Source organism: Streptomyces sp. NPDC048484 (genome assembly GCF_040651415.1).
In the GTDB taxonomy this organism is placed as follows: domain Bacteria; phylum Actinomycetota; class Actinomycetes; order Streptomycetales; family Streptomycetaceae; genus Streptomyces.
Genome location: NZ_JBEZJY010000002.1, coordinates 300,543 through 320,188, shown reverse-complemented (window position 1 = coordinate 320,188; position 19,646 = coordinate 300,543). Strand labels below are relative to the sequence as shown.

Here is a 19,646-nt window from a genome sequence, read left to right as displayed (position 1 = left end):
CAACCCACTACACCCACCACGCCCGCCACCTCGTCGGGCGCTCTTAAACTCCCCCCGGGGGCGCCCCTCCCCCCCCCCCCCGAGTATGCGACGGGAATGGGTAGGGGCGGCGGGGGCGAAGACAGCCTGCCCATCCCGGTATGCGGACAGCGGGGTTGCGCCGGGGTGATCGTGTGGCAAGATACCGGCAGGTCATGAGTGACAGTCATGAGGCCCCGGCCGACTGTCCGGCAACCCTCCGTCCGTGGCGGGGTGCCCCGGGTGAAGACCAGGTCGTAGGCAGTGAGGTCTACGGCAAGCGCGGACCCCTCGCCGCTTCTTGAGCGGAGACACCAGGGGTCCTGGTCGTCCGAGGGAGCCTTACATGAGCAAGCGAATGCGATAGGGCGCCGAGCCCCACCTCCGCGTACCCCTTTCCCCGTTCACTTTTCCTGTGCCGAGCCCTGTCCGCTCGCACAGTGACTTCGCCTGCCTCACAGGAGCTCGCCATGTCTGTCTCCACCGCTGCCGCCGACCGGTCCGCCCGCTGTGACACCGCCGGGGCCCTGCCCGTTCTGGGGCGGGATGTCACCGTCCCGCTCGTGACCGGCGGCGAGGTCACCTACGCCGCGCTCGACTACGCCGCCAGCGCCCCCGCCCTCCAGCGGGTATGGGACGACGTGGCCGCGTACGCCCCGTACTACGGGAGCGTGCACCGCGGGGCCGGGTATCTGTCCCAGCTCTCCACGGACCTCTTCGAGAACGCCCGCAGGACCGTCTCGGAGTTCCTCGACTGTCGGGACGGCGACCAGGTCGTCTTCACCCGGTCCACCACCGACTCGCTCAACCTCCTCGCCGCCGCCCTGCCCGCCGACTGCCAGGTCTTCGTCTTCGAGACCGAGCACCACGCGTCGCTGCTGCCGTGGCGGGACGCCCGGCTCACCTGCCTCGACGCCCCGCGCACTCCGGGCGAAGCCGTCGCCACGCTGGAGCAGGCACTCGCCGGCCGCGACCCGTACGGTCCCGCGCTGGTGTGTGTCACGGGCGCCTCGAACGTCACCGGCGAGCTGTGGCCCGTACGGGAACTGGCCGCCGCGGCCCATGCCCACGGTGCCCGGATCGTGCTCGACGCGGCCCAGCTCGCGCCCCATCAGCCCGTCTCCGTGCAGGAGTTGGATGTCGACTGGGTCGCGTTCTCCGGACACAAGCTGTACGCGCCGTTCGGCTCCGGGGTGCTCGCGGGACGCTTCGACTGGCTGCGTGAGGCCGACCCGTACCTCGCCGGCGGGGGCGCCTCGCGGAAGGTGTCACGGCGCACGGACGGCGGTGTCGACGTCGAGTGGCACGAGAGCGCCGCGCGGCACGAGGCCGGCTCACCCAACGTCATCGGCGCCTACTCCATCGCCTCCGCCTGCAAGGCCCTCACCGAGGCCGGCTTCGACACGCTGGTCGCCCGTGAGCAGCACCTCGTCGACACCGTCCGCAAGGGCCTCGCGGAGGTGCCCGAGGTGCGCGTGCTCTCGCTCTTCGGCGACGACGCCCCGCGCGTCGGCGTCATCTCCTTCGTCGTCGAGGGCTGGAACAGCTCGCACTTCGCCGCCGCGCTCTCCGCCGAGTACGGCATCGGCGTCCGTGACGGTCTCTTCTGCGCCCACCCCCTCGTCCGTACGCTCCTCGGCAGCGACCCGCAGACCCAGGGGGAGTGCGGCGCCCCCGAGGCGGCGCCCGGCGAGAAGTCGCTGAACGCCATCCGCGTCAGCTTCGGCGCGGGCACTCCCGACGAGCACGTGGAGCGCTTCGTGCGGGCGGTGAACGAGCTTGTCAAGGACGGGGCACGCTGGAACTACCGTACGGAGGACGGGCGTTGCGTCCCGGACACCGGCGCGGACACCGGCGCGGACACCGGGGCGGACAGCGGTGTGGACAGTGCCGTGGGTACCGGTGCGGGTGCCGCCTCCGGCGTCTGAAGCGGTGGGCCGGTGGGCAGCCGGGTGCCCAGCACCACCATGCGCAGGGCCCGCTCCGTCGCGTCCGTGAGGAGTTCGCCGGCGCGCAGGAACTCCTCGGCCGGTGCCATCGGGGCGGTCAGGACCAGGTCGGCGCGGGCCGGCCGGGCGGCCAGGTCGAGACGGTCGAGGAGCACCTCGAAATGGGGGAGCAGACGGGCCCCGAGAGCGGCCAGACCGGCGCCCAGGCCGCCGGAGGCCCCCGTACCCGGGCCGCCGTACAGGTCACCGGCGCACGGGAGGTCCCGGGTGAGGACGCGCGCCCAGTTCTCCAGGCCGTCCGCCGGTCGCTCGACCTGTGCGGGCGTCGCCTCCTTCTGCGGACCGAAGACACGGGCCACGCCGTGCTCTTGGGGTGAGCCTCCACCCGCTACCGGGTGGCCCGGATGAGCGCAGGATGAAGAACTCTTCATCCGGGCCCCTGGGGGGCCAGGGGTCCGGCGGACCAGGAGACCCAACGAAGCACTACTAGTTGTCGCCCCCGATGGCGAAGGCCGCCTCAAGATCGTGCTGCGAGTACGTACGGAACGCCACATGCGTGTCCGTGCCCTCCACCCCCGGAATCTTGCTGATCATGCCGGGGATGACATCGGCCAGGTCGTCATGGGCCTTCACCCGGACCATGGCGATCAGGTCGTACGTACCGGTCACGGAGAAGACCTCGCTGACGCTGTCCAGCGCCGCGATCGACTCGGCGATCTCGGGAATCCGGTCCACGCTGGTCTTGATGAGCACGATCGCGGTGATCACGGCTGGTTTTCTCCCTCGGGGGCCGGCGCTGGGGATTTCACTCTAGTCGGCCGCCCGTACCGCACCCACGCGTAGAGGAACCCGGCGGAGAAGCCCAGCAGGTGCGCCAGATAGGCGACCCCCGGCCCCTGCGTCGCCCGCCCCGCCGCCAGCCACTGCAGGGACACCCAGAACGGCAGCACCACCCAGGCGGGAAACCGCAGCGGCAGGAAGAAGAGGAACGGGAAAAGACTGGTCACCCGGGCTTTGGGGAACAGGTAGAGGAACGCGCCCAGGACCGCGGAGATCGCCCCGGACGCGCCGACGAGGGTCTGCGCCGAGTCGGCGTGGACGCCCGCGTAGCCCAGCAGGGCGAGGTAGCCGCACCCTACGTAGAAGAGGGCGAACCTGAAGTGGCCCATCCTCTCCTCGGCCATCGCACCGAAGACATAGAGGAAGAGCATGTTCCCCAGAAGATGCAGCCAGCTGCCGTGCACGAAGAGCGCGGTGGCCGGGGTGACGGCGGCCCGCAGGGTCCCCTCGAACAGTTCGACGGGCACCACGCCCCACCGCTCGAAGCAGGCCCGCTGCGCGGAGAGCGGCTCGTCACCGGTGCCGTACACGGGATTGAGCCCCGAGGCCGGGCCGATCACGAAGACCACGCAACACAGGGCGATCAGTCCGTAGGTCACCGGAGCGGGCTGACTCCGGACGGCCCTGACCGCGCCGACCGCCCTGTTGACGGGTTTACCCCAGTTGCCGATCATGAGCAGAGCATGACGTAACGGGACCGAAGCGCACAGAGCGCCTCGCCGCTCCCGGTGGACGGGCGTCGAGTACCCGCCAGGCCGTAGGGTTACGAGCCACACGCTCCAGGGAAGCTGGTGCGGCACGGAGATTCAGGAAAGAGAGCGACTGCCACGATGACGGTTCCCCTCCCGACTGCCGAGACCCGGTGGCGCTGCACGCTCTGCGGCAACCTCACGCGATTCGACGTGACGCGTTCGTCGAAGGTCGTCGAGTACGTGCATCTGGATCTGGCCGGGGAGCCCAACGTCGAGGAGCGTGACGTGGTCAGTGAGACCATCGAGTCCGTGCGCTGCCGGTGGTGCAACGCGGTGGATCAGGTGGAACTGGTGGACAGGCCGGGCGCCGGCTCCTGACGGGAGCGGGCCCCGCACGGACGATGGGGTGAAGGATGGTGGAGACCACAGGCGGGGAGCCGGACGACGGCGACGCCGAGGTGCTCGACCGTCCGCTGCCCGACGGTGTGCGCCGCAGGGTCGTGCAGATCGTCTCGGACGGCTTCGGTGGGCTGACCGTCGCCGAACTGCCCACCCAGCTGAGGCAGTACGCCCGGTTCGCCCCCAACCGCCGTGCCAAGTTCGCGGGTACCGCGATGGCGGCGGCCATGGAGACCGACCCGCTTTTCAGACAGCGCATCGCCGAGAAGCTGAGAGAGGCGCAGCCCGAGCTGGCCGGCGCCCTCGACTCAGGCTCGCCGCCCCCGGCCGCGGACCCGCTGGATGTGGCGGCCGCGGCCTATGTGCTGCGGCCCCCGGGCTGGGTGAAGCTGGTGACCGCCGCGGGCGAGGAGGCTCTGCGGGCGGACGCCGAGCGCGCCGACGAGGAGAGCCGCGCCGAGCTGGAGCGGCTGCGCGGGGAGCTCGCCGTGGCCCGCGGCCAGACCCGCGTCGAGACGGAGCGGCTGCGGACCGAACTGGACGCGGCGAAGAAAGAAGCCGAATCGCTTCATCGCAAGCTGCGTGGGGCTCTCAGTGACGTCAAGCGCGGCGAGGCGGCCCTGCGCAAGCTGCGGGGCGAGATGGAGTCCGTACGCGGAGAGGGGCAGGTCCAGGTGTCGGCCGCCGAGAGCGAGGCCCGGCGGCTGAAGCAGCGGCTCGGCGAGGTCGAGGGCTCCCTGGAGGCCACCCGTCGCGCGGCCCGCGAGGGGCGCAGCGTCGAGGACATGCGCGTACGGCTGCTCCTGGACACCGTGCTCGACGCGGCACAGGGGCTGCGGCGTGAACTCGCTCTGCCGCCGGTGTCGGTGCGGCCGGCGGAGACCGTGGACGCGGTCGAACCGGGGCGTATGACACCGAAGGACATCGCGGCCCGGGCGCTGTCCGACAGCGACCCGGCCATTCTCGACCAGTTGCTCGCGCTGCCGCAGGCGCATCTGGTCGTCGACGGCTACAACGTCACCAAGACCGGCTATCCGCAGATGCCGCTGGAGAAGCAGCGGCTGCGGCTCCTCGGCCAGCTCTCGCAGCTCGCCGCGCAGACCGGCGCCGAGGTCACCTGCGTCTTCGACGGGGCCGAGCTGGCCGCCCCGGTGCTGCTCGCGCCGCCGCGCGGGGTGCGGGTGCTGTTCTCCAAACCGGGCGTCACCGCGGACGAGTTGATCCGCCAGCTGGTGCGCGCGGAACCGCCGGGACGGCCCGTCATCGTAGTCTCCACCGACCGTGAGGTGGCCGACGGTGTGGCGAGCGCGGGAGCGCGGCCCGTGGCCTCCGTGGTGCTGCTCAAGCGCCTCTCGCGGGGTTGAGATCCGCCCTTTGTGGGCAGTCCCGCAATGCCGGTGAACTGCGGCCGCCTTTCTGTCCCGTACGTCTCATAGATGCCGGTCGCCCCAAGAGCAACACATGGTCGACTTGCCCGACTTGGCGAAACCTTCACGCAACGTAGCGTCAATCGACCATTACTGCACGTGAGTTGAGTGCAAAAAATACGGTCGGTGACTGAGATTTTTCCGAGGAGGATTTGAACTGATCACAGGGAGGTCACTAAGGTCAGGCCTCGAACCTCCACTCGGGTGATCACTCATTGGGAGTGACGGTGGAGGGGCACCGCCAACCAGCATCATCGGTAGGCGGCTGAGGTAATGAAGGAGCTCGCCTCCGTGGCGTCCCACCGTCGACCGAAGCAGCCGAGCCGCACCCGTGTGACTGTGCTCACCACTGCCGCCGCTGCCGCCGTTGCTCTCAGTTCGCAGGCGGCCAACGCCGCGCCAAGCGAAAAGCCAAGCAAGGACGAGGTCAAGGCCAAGGTCGACGCGCTCTACGAAGACTCGGCACTGGCCACGGACAGGGCCAACGGGGCCGAGGAGAAGCAGGAGAAGCTGGAGAAGGAGATCGACACTCTCCAGGACCAGGTCGCCCGCGGCCAGGACGATCTCAACACCATGCGCGACGGCCTCGGTCTGATGGCCAGCTCCCAGTACCGGACGGGCGCCGTCGACCCCTCCCTCCAGCTCTTCCTCTCCTCGGACCCGGACGACTACCTCGACAAGGCGTCCGCCATCGACCAGCTGAGCTCTCAGCAGGTCGAGGCGCTGAAGAAGGTCCAGGACAAGCAGCGGGTCCTCGCCCAGCAGCGTGATGAAGCGGCCGGCAAGCTCAAGGAGCTCTCCGACACCCGCAAGACCCTGGGTGAGAAGAAGAAGGAAGTCCAGGCGAAGCTCGCCGACGCGCGCAAGCTTCTCAACACCCTGACGGCCCAGGAGCAGGCGGCTCTGAAGACCGCGGACACCCGCGCCAGCCGTGACGCCGGGGAACGCATGGAACTCGGCGACGAGGCCCCGGCCTCCGGCCGTGGTGCCGCCGCCCTCGCCGCCGCGAAGACCCAGATGGGCAAGCCGTACGTCTCCGGTGGCAGCGGCCCCAACTCGTACGACTGCTCCGGTCTGACGCAGTGGGCGTACAGCCAGGCCGGTCAGTCCATAACCCGGACCACCTACACGCAGCAGAACGACGGCACGAAGATCGGCCGTGGCGAGCTCAAGCCCGGCGACCTGGTCTTCTTCAACAGCCTGGCGCACGTCGGCCTGTACGCCGGCAACGGCGTGGTGCTGCACGCCCCGAAGCCGGGCGCTGTCGTCCGCCTTGAGTCGATGAGCACGATCGGCTCCTTCCAGTTCGGCGTCCGCGTCTGACCGGAGCCCTTCGGGGATTTCCCCGAAGGCCGGTCGCCACGCCGCCCGAACGGGCGAATTCCCGTGGCCCCCGCTGACCCCGCGCCCCGCTGATGACCTGCGTCTGAGGCGGGGCGTCGCGTTGTGCGCACGCAACGGGCTTTGGCCTGAGCGTAGTCGCACGACTACTGTCTGGCGCGTTTCCCCCAACTCCGGGGGACCGTCAGCGGAAGGGAGTGCGGCTTCCTGTGGGGTCCCATCGCCGCCTTGCACCGTCCGGTTTCGACCGGGGCGCCCGAGGCGCCACCCTGTGCGTACTGACCGCCGCGGCAGCGGCCCTCGGCGTCCTGCCGGCCGGCGCCGCGCCGCGGGACGACACCCGCGCCGAGGTGGACCGGCTGTACGAGGAGGCCGAGCACGCCACCGAGTCGTACAACAAGGCCGACGAGCGCGCCGACCTCCTGCACGGCCAGGTGGACAGGGCGCAGGACCGGATCGCCGGACAGCAGGACCACATCAACACCCTGCGGGACGCGCTCGGTTCGCTGGCCGGGGCGCAGTACCGCTCCGGCGGCCTCGATCCCTCGCTGGCGCTGATGTTCTCCGACGACCCGGACGACTACCTCGACAAGGCGGCCGCGCTCGACCGGATCAGCGCCCGCCAGGCCGGGGAGCTGAAGGAACTCCAGGAAGCCGTGCGCGACCTCACCCGGGAACGTGGGGAGGCGACCCGCAAGCTCTCCGCACTGGAGGAGAGCCGTAAGTCCGTCGCCCGGCACAAGCGCACCGTCGAGCGGAAGCTGTTCAAGGCACGGCAGTTGCTCAACTCGATGTCCGACGGCGACCGCGCCGCCTACGACCGGGCCTCACGCTCCGGCAGGGCCCCCGACCTCACCGGCGCCGTCCCGTCCTCCGGGCGCGCGGCCGCCGCCGTCGCCGCGGCCCGCTCCGTCGTCGGCCGCCCGTACATCTGGGGGGCCAACGGGCCCGGCGGCTTCGACTGTTCGGGCCTCATCCAGTGGTCGTACGGGCAGGCCGGTATCGGCCTGCCGCGCACCTCGCAGTCCCAGGCCCACGCCGGGCGGCAGGTGCCGCTCGCGCAGGCCCAGCCCGGTGACATCGTCACCTACCGGGACGACGCCAGCCATGTCGGGATGTACGTCGGCAACGGCCAGGTGATCCACGCGCCCTACCCGGGCGCTCCCGTGCGGTACGACCCGGTGGGCATGATGCCCGTCTCGGCCGTGACGCGCCCCTGACGCGCCCCTCACCCGGCGGACCGGGCACCGTACGATCAGGATCGTGGCTGGTCGTGAACGTGCGCCGAAATGGGTCGTGGTACTGCTGCTGACCGGTTTGGCCGGGCCGGTCGGCTGCGGCGGCGCCCCGGGGACCGACCGGGCGTCCGCCGATGTCCAGCGCGTGCTCGACCGGCGGGCGGCGGCGGTGCGCGACGGCAGCGAGAAGGTCTTCATGGCGACGGCGGCGCCGGGCTCCGTCGCCGCCGGTGAACGGGCCGAGGCGCGCACCGAGTTCAGGAACCTGCGGGCGGTCCCGCTGACCGACTGGTCGTACCGTGTCACCGGCTTCCACCGCTCCGGCGACCGCGCCACGGCCGACGCGGAGCTCCGCTACCGCATAGACGGCTACGACAGGGCGCCCGTCGTCACCGCCCGCACGCTGAGCCTCACCCGCTCCGCGGGACGCTGGTACGTGACCGCGGACCGGCCCGCCGAGGACTCCGCCCGGCAACTGTGGGAGCAGGGGGCCGTGGTGGCCGTACGAGGCGAGCACAGCCTCGTCCTGGGGGCCGGGCAGTCCCGTGGCACGCTGCGCGCTTACGCGGGGCTGGCCGACCGCGCGGTGCCCGCGGTGTCGGAGGCGTGGGACGGGGACTGGCCGGGGCGGGTCGTCCTCCTCGTACCGAAGTCGCTGGAGGGGATGGCGGAGCTGCTGGGGGCGCCCGCGTCCGGGTACCGGGGGATCGCGGCGGTCACCACGGGGGAGGCGGGAGGGTCGGGGAAGGCACCCGCCGACCGGATCATCGTGAACCCGGACGCGTACGGAGTACTGGGTTCCTTCGGCAGACAGGTCGTGATCACACACGAGGCTGCCCATGTCGCGACCCGTGCCTCGACCTCGGCGGCGACCCCGCTGTGGCTGTCGGAGGGGTACGCGGACTGGGTCGGCTACCGGGGCACCGGCCGCTCGGCGACCCAGGCCGCACCCGAACTGACGAAGGCGGTGACCGACGGGCGCGTGCCGGCCGCACTGCCCGCCGACAGGGACTTCGGCTTCGGCGAGGACGCGGGGAAGCTGGCACGGGCGTACGAGTCCGGGTGGCTGGCCTGCCGGATGATCGCCGAGCGGTGGGGCGAGGTACGGCTGGGGGAGTTCTACCGGGCCGTGGGGGCGCACGAGAAGCGGGCGGGGGCGGTGGAGGCGGGGCTGCGGGAGGTCCTGGACACGTCCCTGGTGGAATTCACGGGGCTGTGGCGGGAGTACCTGCGGGACAGGCTCGCGGGCGGGTGACCGGGTCACGTGCGGGCGGGTGACCGTGTCCCCTGTCTCCGATGTCTCCGAGCCGGTCCCGTGCCCCCGAGCCGGTCCCGCTTCCCTTGCCCTTGCCCTTGCCCCTGCCCCTGCCCCTGCCCCTGTTCTCTGTTGCCTGTTCCGTCAGGAGGTCAGGGATTGCTCGTCGGCGGGTGCTGTCTGACTGGGTAGCGGGGCGGAACGCGTGTACGACACGGTGTCGCGCCACAGGAGCACGCCCGCGGTGACGGTCGCGGCGACCAGCAGGCCGTTGCGGATCACGAGCAGCGTGATGCCGAGGTCGCTGCTGGCGACGACGTCCGAGAAGAAGACGGGGAACTCCAGGACGGTGACGAAGCTCGCCGCCAGCACCATCCCCGCCGGCGGCCCCATCCGGCTGCCGCGGAAGACCAGACAGGCGGCGGCCAGACCGACCAGCCACACCATGTACTGCGGGCTGATGACCCGGCTCGTCGTGGTGAACAGGAGCACCGCCACGAACGCGGTGTCCGCGGCCGTGTGCACCAGGAACCGGGTCGCGCACAGCCGCCACAGGAGCAGCCAGCCGAACGCGAGCCCGGTCAGCATCATCGCCACCGTGCTCACCACGTCGACATACGGGCCGAGGAACTCCACCGAGCCGTAGTTGAGCAGAACCTTGCCCTGCCAGCCGTGGTGCCGGGCGATGTGGAAGACGAGCGAGCCGAGGGACTCGACCTCGGTCCCGCGGTCGCGCTGGAAGGTCAGGAAGGCGAACGCGCCCGGCATCGACACGGTGAACAGCAGCGCGATACCGCAGATCGCCGTCGCCGCCGCACCCCAGGCCCTGCGCCCGGTCGTGCCCACGAGCAGCAGTAGCGGCCACACCTTCAGCAGCGCGCCGAACGCGGCGAGCGCGCCCATCACCTTCGGATGCCGGACGCCGGCGAGAACCGCGGCCACGGCGACGGCGGTCACCATCACGTCGTACCGCGAGTACACCGTCGGCCCCAGCAGGGGTACGCCCGCCACCCACACCCAGGCGCCGCGCAGCGACCTCTCGGGGCGCAGGCCCGCGCGGAGGAGCAGTGCGAAGGCGATCAGGTCGGCGACGAAGGCGAGGACGAAGAACGCCTCCGTGTAGGCGAGGAACGGCAGCAGCGCGGGGGAGAGGATCGCCAGCGCGGCGGCCGGCGGGTACTGCCAGGTCACGTCGTCCAGCGGGAAGGTGCCGGTGCGCAGGACCTCGTACCAGTTCTGGTAGGTCACCGTGACGTCGCTCGTGACGTCCGGGCCGGGGAAGACGAATACCTTGAAGACGAAGAGCAGCAGCACCAGCCTGGTCAGACCCCAGGTGACCAGCAGTACGTACGGGAACCTCGTCCCCCTGGCTCCCGCCATGCCCACCTGCCCTTTTCGTACGGATCCGCTGTACGGCACCTCCGCACCTCCGCACCTCTGCGTGGCCCCTCTGTCCGGCCATGATCCCCCGCGCGGCTGTGCGAGAGCCGTGGAACGCGGCCGGGCGGGGCTGCCAGGTGCGGATTCGGTACTGTCGACGGTGATGCACAAGACGATGCACAAGACCTTGATCGTGACCAACGACTTCCCGCCGAGACCGGGCGGTATCCAGGCCTTCCTGCACAACATGGCGTTGCGCCTGGACCCCGAGCGGCTCGTCGTCTACGCCTCCACATGGAAGCGTGGCCGGGAGGGAGCCGAGGCCACGGCCGCGTTCGACGCGGAACAGCCCTTCGTCATCGTACGCGATCGAACAACCATGCTGCTGCCCACTCCGAGGGTCTCCCGGCGGGCCGTCGGGCTGCTGCGGGAACACGGCTGTGCCTCGGTGTGGTTCGGTGCGGCGGCACCGCTCGGGCTGCTCGCACCCGTGCTGCGGAAGGCGGGCGCGGAGCGCCTCGTGGCCACCACGCACGGCCATGAGGCGGGGTGGGCGCAGCTGCCCGCCGCGCGTCAACTCCTGCGCCGGGTGGGGGAGTCGACGGACACGATCACGTACCTCGGCGAGTACACCCGCTCACGGATCGCCGCCGCGCTGACGCCCGGAGCGGCTGACCGGATGGTGCAGCTTCCTCCCGGGGTCGACGAGAAGACCTTCCACCCGGGCTCCGGCGGAGACGCCGTCCGGGCCCGCCTCGGCCTCACCGACCGCCCGGTCGTGGTCTGCGTCTCGCGTCTCGTCCCGCGCAAGGGCCAGGACACGCTCATCCTCGCCATGCCGCGCATTCTGGCGAGCGAGCCCGAGGCGGTGCTGCTGATCGTCGGCGGCGGGCCGTACGAGAAGGAGCTGCGCAGGCTCGCGCACGAGACCGGTGTCGCCGACTCCGTCCGCTTCACCGGTGCCGTGCCCTGGTCGGAGCTGCCGGCCCACTACGGCGCGGGCGACGTCTTCGCCATGCCGTGCCGTACGCGCCGCGGGGGGCTGGATGTCGAGGGGCTCGGGATCGTCTACCTGGAGGCGTCCGCGACCGGGCTTCCCGTCGTCGCAGGGGACTCCGGTGGCGCGCCCGACGCGGTGCTCGACGGCGAGACCGGCTGGGTCGTCCGCGGTGGCTCCGCTGAGGACGCGGCGGACCGGATCGTCACGCTTTTCGGCGACGAGGAGTTGCGCCGGCGCATGGGGGAGCGGGGGCGGGAGTGGGTGGAGGAGAAGTGGCGCTGGGACCTCCTGGCGGAGCGCCTCCGGCTGCTGCTGTAGCCCCTACGGGGCTGCCGTGCGGCAGCGGCCGGCGGCGCCTACAGGGCGCCTAGGGGGCGCCTACGGGGGTGCCACTTGCTGCCGTGCGCCGCCTGCGGGCCGTCGTGACCTGATCGCGCAGTTCCCCGCGCCCCTGACCACGTCCCCTGCAGGGCCCCGCGACGCAGGGAAAGCCGCCACCGTTCAGGGGCGCGGGGAACTGCGCGACAAGCCACCGCGGTGGGGCAGTCGCAGACGTGCGCCCCGCCCACGGCGAGTGGGCGCCCTCAGCTCTGATAGATCGCTTCGATTTCGTCCGCGTAGTCCTTCGCCACCACATTCCGCTTCAGCTTCAGCGACGGCGTGAGATGCCCCGAGTCCTCGGTGAACTGGTGCGGCAGCACACGGAACTTCCGCACGGACTCCGCCTTGGACACCGCCGCGTTGCCGTCGTCCACCGCGCTCTGGACCGCCGCGAGCAGATCCGGGTCCTGACCCAGTGACACCGCGGTCGAGCCGACAGGCTTCCCGTGGTCCTCGGCCCACCGGCCCAGGAACTCCTCGTCGATGGTGACCAGCGCGCCCACGAACGGCCGCCCGTCGCCGACCACCATGCACTCGGCGACCAGCGCGTGTGCGCGGATACGGTCCTCGATCACGGCGGGAGCCACGTTCTTGCCGCCCGCGGTGACGATGATCTCCTTCTTGCGGCCGGTGATACGGAGGTAGCCGTCCTCGTCGAGGGTGCCGATGTCGCCGGTGTGGAACCAGCCGTCGGCGAGGGCTTCCTCGGTCGCGGGCTCGTTGTTCCAGTACTCCTTGAACAGGTGCTCGCCGTGCAACAGCACCTCGCCGTCGTCGGCGATGCGGATCACCGAGCCCGGCAGCGGCTGGCCGACCGTGCCGATCTTCTGGCGGTCCCACGGGTTGAAGGAGGTGGCCGCGCAGGACTCGGTCAGGCCGTAGCCCTCCAGGACCGTGAAACCGATGCCGCGGAAGAAGTGGCCCAGTCGCTCGCCCAGCGGAGCGCCGCCCGAGATCGCGTACTCGCCCTTGCCGCCGAGCACCGCGCGCAGCTTGCTGTAGACGAGTTTGTCGAACGTCCTGTATTTGATCTTCAGGCCGATCGAAGGGCCCGCCGCGGTGTCCAGCGCGCGGCTGTACGCGATCGCCGTGTCCGCCGCCTTGTCGAAGATCTTGCCCTTGCCGTCCGCCTGCGCCTTGGCCCGCGCCGAGTTGTAGACCTTCTCGAAGACGCGCGGCACACCGAGGATCAACGTCGGCCGGAACGAGGCCAGTTCGTCGGTGAGGTTCTTGATGTCCGGGACCATGCCCAGCTTGATCGGCGCCATCATCGGCGCGACCTGCACGAGCCGCCCGAAGACGTGCGCGAGCGGGAGGAAGAGGAGCACCGAGCACTCGCCGGTACGGAACAGCGGCCGCAGCCGCTCCACGACGTTGCCGCACTCCGCGAAGAAGCTGCGGTGGGTCAGCACGCAGCCCTTGGGGCGCCCGGTCGTGCCGCTCGTGTAGACGATCGTCGCCGGGTCGTCGGCCTTGACGAGCGAGCCGCGCTCCTCGACCGCGGCGTCCGTGACGTCCTTGCCGGCCCGGCCGAGCTCCTCGACGCCGCCGCCCTCGATCTGCCAGACGTGCTTGAGATGCGGCAGCCGGTCACGCACCGACTCCACGGCGGCCGCGTGCGCGTCCAGCTCCACGACGATCGCGGTCGCTCCCGAGTCGGCGAGGATCCACTGCACCTGCTCCGCGGAGCTGGTCTCGTACACCGGGACGGTGACCGCGCCCGCGCTCCAGATGGCGAAGTCCAGCAGCGTCCACTCGTAACGCGTGCGGGACATCAGGGCGACACGGTCGCCGGGCAGCACGCCCGAGGCGATCAGGCCCTTGGCGGCGGCCTGCACCTCGGCGAGGAAGACGGTGGCTGTGACATCCGTCCAGGTACCGCCGACCTTGCGGGCGATGACCGCGACATCAGGGTGCTGCGCGGCGTTTCTGCGAACGATGTCCGTCAGATTGCCGTCCGCAGGGACCTCGTACAAAGCCGGAAGGCTGAACTCGCGCAAGACTGCTGCTCCTCATAGGGCGCCGGCGCCACGACCAGGTGTGATGCGACGGAGTGGTCCCAGGCTCGGGCAGGTGCTCCGGGAGTCGGTTGTTGAAACCCTGAGCACGACTGGACTGCCCGGACGTTACCCGCCGGTACTGCCTCTACGACAGGGGGGTCCGGTGAGATGTTCCCCGCGTCACACGTGTTGGCGTTCCTTCGCGCAGAGTAGTGCAACGCGTTACTGGTTGGGTGGTAACCGCAGGTCCGCCTGCGTCTACACACGTTTGCTCCACAGGCTTACCCTTGATCGCCATGGCAGGTACACAAGAGGGCGACGGCAGTGGTGGGCGAGAGGCCCCGAGGACGCGGATCCACGTCGTGAGCGACGTGCACGGCAATGTCCGTGACCTGGTCAGGGCCGGTGACGGCGCGGACGCCCTGATCTGTCTGGGCGATCTCGTGCTCTTCATCGACTACGCCGACCACTCCCGCGGCATCTTCCCGGACCTCTTCGGCGCCGAGAGCACGAGCCACATCGTCGCGCTCCGCACCGCCCGTCACTATGAAGAGGCGCGGGCCTTCGGCGCCCGGCTGTGGGCGGGCGTCGACCGGGGCCCCGCCATCGAGAAAGCCGTACGGAAGCAGTACGCCGAACTCTTCGCGGCGTTCCCCGCCCCGACGTACGCCACCTACGGCAACGTCGACATGCCGTCTCTCTGGCCGGAGTACGCCGGACCCGGCACCACCGTGCTCGACGGGCAGCGCGTCGAGATCGGCGGCCGGGTCTTCGGCTTCGTCGGCGGCGGACTGCGTACCCCCATGCGGACGCCGTACGAGATCAGCGACGAGGAGTACGCGGCGAAGATCGAGGCCGTCGGCGAGGTGGACGTGCTGTGCACGCACATCCCGCCCGAGGTGCCCGAGCTGGTCTACGACACGGTGGCGCGGCGCTTCGAGCGGGGCAGCCGGGCGCTGCTGGACGCGATCCGGCGAACCCGGCCGCGCTACTCGCTCTTCGGGCACGTCCACCAGCCGCTCGCCCGGCGGATGCGGATCGGCGCCACGGAGTGCGTGAACGTGGGTCACTTCGCCGGGACGGGGAAGCCGTGGGTGCTGGAGTGGTGAGGGCAGCCGGGGCCGTCGGCGGTCGCGGGGCCGGGAGCGAAGGCCCCTCCACAGCGCGGTAGCCTTCACGCTGCACACACAGGTAGAAAGCGTTCGTACCCAGCAGAACCCCCCTGTCCGGACCGCATCTGGAGGAGCCACAGCGATGGCCGAACACACCAGCTCGAGCATCACGATCGAGGCGGCACCGGCCGATGTCATGGCGGTCATCGCCGACTTCGCCCGCTACCCCGACTGGACGGGCGAGGTGAAGGAGGCGCAGGTCCTGGCGACGGACGAGAAGGGCCGGGCCGAGCAGGTGCGCCTCGTCATGGACGCCGGCGCCATCAAGGACGACCAGACCCTGGGCTACACCTGGACCGGCGACCACGAGGTCTCCTGGACCCTGGTCAAGTCCCAGATGCTCCGCTCCCTGGACGGCTCGTACATCCTCAAGCCCGCGGGCCTGAGCGCCACCGAGGTCACCTACCTGCTCACCGTCGACGTCAAGATCCCGATGCTCGGCATGATCAAGCGCAAGGCGGAGAAGGTCATCATCGACCGCGCGCTGGCGGGACTGAAGAAGCGCGTGGAGTCGGGCGACAAGTAGCCAAGCAGGCAAGCGGACAAGCAGGAGAGTCGGCCGACAGGCGGGGGAATCGGGCGACAGACAGGGGCGCGCCGCCACCGCCGCTCCACCACGTACCGTTCACCACCATGCGCACCATCCTGATCACCGGCCCCGGCGGCTCCGGCCGCACCACCGTCGCCGCGGCCACCGCTCTGGAGGCGGCCCGCCGGGGCACCCGCACCCTGGTGCTCTCCGCGGACCTCACCGACACCCTCGGTGCAGCCCTCGGCGCCCCCACCGGAGGCACGCCGACCGAGACCGCCCCCGGGCTCACCGCCTGGCGGCCGGACGCCGGCGAGGGCTTCCGGGTGGGCCTCCTCGCGTTCCAGGAACAGGTCTCCACCGCCCTGGACCTGCTGGGATCGGCCCGGCTGGACGCCGATGAGCTCACCCCTCTCCCCGGCGCCGAGGAACTCGCCCTGCTCCGGGCACTGCGGGACGCCGCCGCCGCGGACACCTTCGACCTGCTGGTCGTCGACCTGCCGCCGGCCCCCCAGGCACTCGCCCTCCTGGCCCTCCCCGAACAGCTGCGCCGCTATCTGCGCCGCCTGCTGCCCGCGGAGCGCCAGGCGGCCCGCGCCCTGCGCCCCGTCCTCGGCCGGCTGGCCGGTGTGCCGATGCCGACCGACCGGCTGTACGAGACGGCGGCCCGCTGGGACGTCGAACTGGCCGCGGTGCAGCTGGCCGTCGAGGACCCGGCCACGACCGTACGGCTCGTCGCCGAGCCGGGCCCGGCCGGCGCCGACGCCGTACGGTCGGCCACCACCGGCCTCGCCCTGCGTGGCCTGCGCACCGACGCCCTGCTCGCCAACCGCGTCCTGCCCGACGCGTCCCCCGACACCTGGCTGGCCGCCCTCGCCGTCCAGCAGCGCAAGTCTGTCGACGAGTGGCGTGCCGAGTGGGGACAGACGTACGGCGTGCACGAAGTCCCCCACCTCGGCCGCGACCCGCGCGGCGCCGAGGACCTCGCCGCCCTTCCCGTGCCCGCGCCCGTGCCGGCGTCCGTGCCGACGTCCGGGCCCGTGCCGGCATCCGGGCGCGTTCCGGGTGACGACGCTCCCGGCCCGGTCGAATGGCCCGTCGTCGACCGGCTCGCCGACGACGGCGTGCTCGTCTGGCACATCCCGCTCCCCGGCGCGATACGCGAGGAACTCGACCTCGTGCGGCGCGGGGACGAACTCGTCGTCACCGCCGGGCAGTTCCGGCGGATCGTCACGCTCCCGTCCGCACTGCGCCGCTGCGCGGTGGACGGCGCCTCCCTGCGCGAGGGCGAACTGCGTGTCCGGTTCGTGCCAGACCCGGATCTGTGGCCGCGGACACGGTGAACGGCATACCCCCGTTCGGGTAACGTCGAGAGATAAAGAGCCGATGCTTGGAGTCCGCCATGAGCGATGAGCGCCCCACGTCCGACGCAGGGGAGGACGCGCTCGGCACGGTGCACGACGAAACGGTGCGCGCCGAGGAGCGCGACGAGGTCCGGGCGACCGACGGCGACGCCTGGGCGAAGGCGTGCGCCGAGGACCTCGCCGCGGAGCAGGCCCGCCGCCGCACCCAGTACGGCCGGCCGCCCGGCTCGGCCGCCGAGGAACTGCGCAAACTCGTCGACGCCGTCACCGACAAGCTGTCCTCGCTCCAGTCACCGCTGCTCGGCGCGGTCGCGGGCGGCGCCGCCCAGCAGGTGGTGAACCAGGTCGTGCAGCAGGCCAAGGCCGCCGTCGAGCCCGTCATCGAGCGGAACCCCGACGTGTTCGACCATCTGGCGAGCGCCGGCTCCGAACTGCTCGCCGCGTACCGCTCCGCCGTCGAGGCGCAGGAGCGGCGCTGGAGTGCCCGTGACACCGCCGCGCGCCCCCGGGACGAGGGCACCGGCAGCGGTGAACACATCGACCTCGACTGAAGCTGCTCGGGTACGGTTGGCCGTAGCGGGGCTCGACCGAAACTGAGGGATTCATGGGACTCACCATCGGCGTCGACATCGGCGGCACGAAGATCGCGGCCGGGGTGGTCGATGAGGAAGGCAACATCCTCTCGACCTTCAAGGTGCCGACTCCCACCACGCCGGAGGCGATCGTGGACGCGATCGCCGCCGCCGTCGAGGGTGCCAGGGCCGGGCACGAGATCGTCGGCGTGGGCATCGGTGCCGCCGGATACGTCAACCGTCAGCGCTCGACGGTCTATTTCGCGCCGAACATCGACTGGCGGCAGGAGCCCCTGAAGGCAGCGGTGGAGGCCCGGGTGGGCCTGCCGGTCGTGGTCGAGAACGACGCGAACGCGGCCGCCTGGGGCGAGTACAAGTTCGGCGCGGGCAAGGGCCACCGCAACGTCATCTGCATCACGCTGGGCACGGGCCTGGGCGGCGGCATCATCATCGGCAACAAGCTGCGCCGCGGGCACTTCGGCGTCGCCGCCGAGTTCGGCCACATCCGGATGGTCCCGGACGGCCTGCTGTGCGGCTGCGGTTCCCAGGGCTGCTGGGAGCAGTACGCGTCCGGTCGCGCCCTCGTGCGGTACGCGAAGCAGCGCGCCAACGCGACCCCCGAGAACGCGGACATCCTGCTCTCGCTGGGTGACGGCTCTCCCGAAGGCATCGAGGGCAAGCACATCTCGATGGCCGCCCGGCAGGGCGACCCGGTGGCCGTGGACTCGTACCGTGAGCTGGCCCGCTGGGCGGGCGCCGGTCTCGCCGACCTCGCCTCGCTCTTCGACCCCTCCGCGTTCATCGTCGGTGGCGGTCTCTCGGACGAGGGCGAGCTGGTCCTCGACCCGATCCGCAAGTCGTACAAGCGGTGGCTGGTCGGCGGCAACTGGCGGCCGGTCGCCGACGTGATCGTTGCGCAGCTCGGCAACGAGGCGGGGCTGGTGGGCGCGGCCGACCTGGCCCGGGAGCCCGACCCGGTCATGTAGCACGCCCCGACGACGCCCGCCGGCCCTCACCGGGCCGGCGGGCATTCGTGTTCTGCGGGGCGGGGCGGGGTGGGCGCGGCCCGGTCGGCGGTACGGAGTCTGCGGCCCGGCGGGGGCTGAGCGCGCAGTTCCCCGCGCCCCCTTGGGGCGCCCCTGCCTGGGCACGGCTCGCCAGAGGCCCCCTGAAGGGGCGCGGGGAACTGCGCACCCAGCCCCCACCGCGCCGCGGTAAAAGAACAACCCCGCACCCCCCGCCCGATATCTTGATCCGCATGCCGACCAGCCCGACAGCCAGTCCGCTACCAGCGTCCCGTACCGAACCCGACGGTTCGGCCGTCATCCGGGTGCTCAGCTACAACATCCGCTCCATGCGGGACGACACCGCCGCGCTCGCCCGGGTGATCAGCGCCTGCGCACCGGACCTCGTCCTGGTCCAGGAAGCCCCCCGCTTCTTCCGCTGGCGCAAGAAGCTGGCCCGGCTGGCCGCGGCCTCGGGACAGGTTCTCCTCTCCGGCGGTGCCACGGCCTCCGGCCCCGCCCTCCTCTGCTCCCTGCGGGCCACGGTCGAACACACCGAGGACGTGTTGCTCCCGCTCACCCCGGGCCTGCACCGACGCGGCTTCGCGACCGCGGTCGTACGGTTCGGGGGCGCCCGCGTCGGCGTACTGAGCTGTCATCTCTCCCTCCAGAAGGACGAGCGACGGAAGCAGGGCGGGATGCTCCTGGACCAGCTCGCCGCACTGGACACCCCGTACGCCGTCGCGGGCGGTGACCTCAACGAGCGCCCGAACGGCCGCACGTTCAAGCGCCTCGCGGTGGAGCTCCGGGACGGCTGGGAGGTGGCCCCCTGGGGCGGGGAGCACACCTCGACGCCCGGCGATCCCCACCAGCGCATCGACGCGCTCTTCGCCACGGCGGGCGTGGAGATCCTGGGCTGCGGCGTGCCAGCGGCCCACCCCGGAGTGAGTGAGGCAGACCTGAGGGCGGCCACGGACCACCTCCCGGTCCTGGCCGCCCTCAGAATTCCGGCCGGCTGAGCACGCCACCCGTCTGCCCGGACTCGGCGCGAGTCCGCCCGAACTCCGGGCAGGGAAGCGCCGGTT

The 19,646-nt window shown here is 71.4% G+C and carries 17 protein-coding genes, 1 pseudogene and 1 riboswitch; of the genes and pseudogenes, 13 read left to right on the top strand and 5 right to left on the bottom strand.

Annotated features, from left to right (window positions below):
* Positions 1–190: 190 nt before the first annotated feature.
* Positions 191–307, top strand: a riboswitch (SAM riboswitch).
* A 181-nt stretch (positions 308–488) separates the two neighbouring features.
* On the top strand, positions 489–1,946 hold the full coding sequence (locus AB0D14_RS03250; RefSeq protein WP_362773895.1) for an aminotransferase class V-fold PLP-dependent enzyme: 1,458 nt from the start codon (positions 489–491) through the stop codon (positions 1,944–1,946).
* A gap of 11 nt (positions 1,947–1,957) precedes the next feature.
* On the opposite strand, the pseudogene AB0D14_RS03245 reads toward AB0D14_RS03250, so the two are convergent.
* The 3 genes and pseudogenes from AB0D14_RS03245 to AB0D14_RS03235 form a co-directional block, all read right to left on the bottom strand.
* Positions 1,958–2,335: pseudogene (locus tag AB0D14_RS03245) on the bottom strand (glycerate kinase); the annotation flags it as partial.
* Between the two features lie 118 nt (positions 2,336–2,453).
* Positions 2,454–2,735, bottom strand: coding sequence for an Lrp/AsnC ligand binding domain-containing protein (locus AB0D14_RS03240; protein WP_107017436.1), 282 nt, complete (start codon positions 2,733–2,735; stop codon positions 2,454–2,456).
* Positions 2,732–3,481 carry a rhomboid family intramembrane serine protease gene (locus tag AB0D14_RS03235; RefSeq protein WP_362773892.1) on the bottom strand — a complete coding sequence of 250 codons (750 nt, stop codon included), beginning with the start codon at positions 3,479–3,481 and terminating at the stop codon, positions 2,732–2,734. Before AB0D14_RS03235 ends, AB0D14_RS03240 begins: the two co-directional genes overlap by 4 nt.
* Before the next feature lie 156 nt (positions 3,482–3,637).
* Here AB0D14_RS03235 and AB0D14_RS03230 point away from each other — a divergent pair, with 156 nt between their 5' ends.
* The 5 genes from AB0D14_RS03230 (at position 3,638) to AB0D14_RS03210 (ending at position 9,159) form a co-directional block, all read left to right on the top strand.
* Complete coding sequence (locus AB0D14_RS03230; protein WP_354725828.1) at positions 3,638–3,877, top strand: hypothetical protein; 240 nt, start codon at positions 3,638–3,640, stop codon at positions 3,875–3,877.
* A gap of 35 nt (positions 3,878–3,912) precedes the next feature.
* Positions 3,913–5,262 (top strand): NYN domain-containing protein, encoded by a 1,350-nt coding sequence (locus AB0D14_RS03225; protein ID WP_362773889.1) that lies wholly within the window; start codon positions 3,913–3,915, stop codon positions 5,260–5,262.
* A 354-nt stretch (positions 5,263–5,616) separates the two neighbouring features.
* The gene (locus tag AB0D14_RS03220; protein WP_362773886.1) at positions 5,617–6,648 is read left to right on the top strand and encodes a C40 family peptidase; all 1,032 of its coding nucleotides are present in this window, start codon (positions 5,617–5,619) and stop codon (positions 6,646–6,648) included.
* Between the two features lie 227 nt (positions 6,649–6,875).
* Complete coding sequence (locus AB0D14_RS03215; protein WP_362773883.1) at positions 6,876–7,886, top strand: NlpC/P60 family protein; 1,011 nt, start codon at positions 6,876–6,878, stop codon at positions 7,884–7,886.
* 85 nt (positions 7,887–7,971) lie between these two features.
* Positions 7,972–9,159, top strand: a complete 1,188-nt coding sequence (locus AB0D14_RS03210) for a hypothetical protein (protein ID WP_362773943.1) — start codon at positions 7,972–7,974, stop codon at positions 9,157–9,159.
* Between the two features lie 144 nt (positions 9,160–9,303).
* Here the strand turns inward: AB0D14_RS03210 and AB0D14_RS03205 are convergent, their stop codons facing one another.
* Positions 9,304–10,539, bottom strand: coding sequence for a glycosyltransferase 87 family protein (locus tag AB0D14_RS03205; RefSeq protein ID WP_362773880.1), 1,236 nt, complete (start codon positions 10,537–10,539; stop codon positions 9,304–9,306).
* Positions 10,540–10,714: 175 nt separating this feature from the next.
* Between AB0D14_RS03205 and AB0D14_RS03200 the strand changes: the two genes are divergently transcribed.
* Positions 10,715–11,857 carry a glycosyltransferase family 4 protein gene (locus AB0D14_RS03200; protein ID WP_362773940.1) on the top strand — a complete coding sequence of 381 codons (1,143 nt, stop codon included), beginning with the start codon at positions 10,715–10,717 and terminating at the stop codon, positions 11,855–11,857.
* A gap of 266 nt (positions 11,858–12,123) precedes the next feature.
* Here AB0D14_RS03200 and AB0D14_RS03195 read toward each other — a convergent pair whose 3' ends face one another.
* A complete protein-coding gene (locus AB0D14_RS03195; protein WP_362773877.1) occupies positions 12,124–13,920 on the bottom strand; it encodes an AMP-binding protein in 1,797 nt (598 codons plus the stop codon).
* A gap of 296 nt (positions 13,921–14,216) precedes the next feature.
* On the opposite strand from AB0D14_RS03195, the gene AB0D14_RS03190 reads away from it, so the two are divergent.
* The 6 genes from AB0D14_RS03190 (at position 14,217) to AB0D14_RS03165 (ending at position 19,580) form a co-directional block, all read left to right on the top strand.
* On the top strand, positions 14,217–15,029 hold the full coding sequence (locus AB0D14_RS03190; RefSeq protein ID WP_362773874.1) for a metallophosphoesterase: 813 nt from the start codon (positions 14,217–14,219) through the stop codon (positions 15,027–15,029).
* A gap of 145 nt (positions 15,030–15,174) precedes the next feature.
* Positions 15,175–15,618: an SRPBCC family protein gene (locus tag AB0D14_RS03185; RefSeq protein WP_362773872.1), complete on the top strand. Its 444-nt coding sequence runs from the start codon at positions 15,175–15,177 to the stop codon at positions 15,616–15,618.
* 107 nt (positions 15,619–15,725) lie between these two features.
* Entirely contained in the window at positions 15,726–16,964 is a 1,239-nt protein-coding gene (locus AB0D14_RS03180; protein ID WP_362773869.1) for an ArsA-related P-loop ATPase, read from the top strand.
* Positions 16,965–17,023: 59 nt separating this feature from the next.
* Positions 17,024–17,536: a DUF5304 domain-containing protein gene (locus tag AB0D14_RS03175; protein WP_362773866.1), complete on the top strand. Its 513-nt coding sequence runs from the start codon at positions 17,024–17,026 to the stop codon at positions 17,534–17,536.
* Between the two features lie 53 nt (positions 17,537–17,589).
* Complete coding sequence (locus tag AB0D14_RS03170; protein WP_362773863.1) at positions 17,590–18,543, top strand: ROK family glucokinase; 954 nt, start codon at positions 17,590–17,592, stop codon at positions 18,541–18,543.
* A 272-nt stretch (positions 18,544–18,815) separates the two neighbouring features.
* On the top strand, positions 18,816–19,580 hold the full coding sequence (locus AB0D14_RS03165) for an endonuclease/exonuclease/phosphatase family protein (protein WP_362773861.1): 765 nt from the start codon (positions 18,816–18,818) through the stop codon (positions 19,578–19,580).
* Positions 19,581–19,646 lie beyond the last annotated feature (66 nt).

Excerpts from the sequence above, each read along its gene's own strand:
- AB0D14_RS03250 (WP_362773895.1), top strand. The coding sequence starts at position 489 with ATGTCTGTCTCCACCGCTGCCGCCGACCGGTCCGCCCGCTGTGACACC.
- AB0D14_RS03235 (WP_362773892.1), bottom strand. The coding sequence starts at position 3,481 with ATGATCGGCAACTGGGGTAAACCCGTCAACAGGGCGGTCGGCGCGGTC.
- AB0D14_RS03230 (WP_354725828.1), top strand. The coding sequence starts at position 3,638 with ATGACGGTTCCCCTCCCGACTGCCGAGACCCGGTGGCGCTGCACGCTC.
- AB0D14_RS03225 (WP_362773889.1), top strand. The coding sequence starts at position 3,913 with ATGGTGGAGACCACAGGCGGGGAGCCGGACGACGGCGACGCCGAGGTG.
- AB0D14_RS03205 (WP_362773880.1), bottom strand. The coding sequence starts at position 10,539 with ATGGCGGGAGCCAGGGGGACGAGGTTCCCGTACGTACTGCTGGTCACC.
- AB0D14_RS03200 (WP_362773940.1), top strand. The coding sequence starts at position 10,715 with ATGCACAAGACCTTGATCGTGACCAACGACTTCCCGCCGAGACCGGGC.
- AB0D14_RS03190 (WP_362773874.1), top strand. The coding sequence starts at position 14,217 with ATGGCAGGTACACAAGAGGGCGACGGCAGTGGTGGGCGAGAGGCCCCG.
- AB0D14_RS03185 (WP_362773872.1), top strand. The coding sequence starts at position 15,175 with ATGGCCGAACACACCAGCTCGAGCATCACGATCGAGGCGGCACCGGCC.
- AB0D14_RS03180 (WP_362773869.1), top strand. The coding sequence starts at position 15,726 with ATGCGCACCATCCTGATCACCGGCCCCGGCGGCTCCGGCCGCACCACC.
- AB0D14_RS03175 (WP_362773866.1), top strand. The coding sequence starts at position 17,024 with ATGAGCGATGAGCGCCCCACGTCCGACGCAGGGGAGGACGCGCTCGGC.
- AB0D14_RS03170 (WP_362773863.1), top strand. The coding sequence starts at position 17,590 with ATGGGACTCACCATCGGCGTCGACATCGGCGGCACGAAGATCGCGGCC.
- AB0D14_RS03165 (WP_362773861.1), top strand. The coding sequence starts at position 18,816 with ATGCCGACCAGCCCGACAGCCAGTCCGCTACCAGCGTCCCGTACCGAA.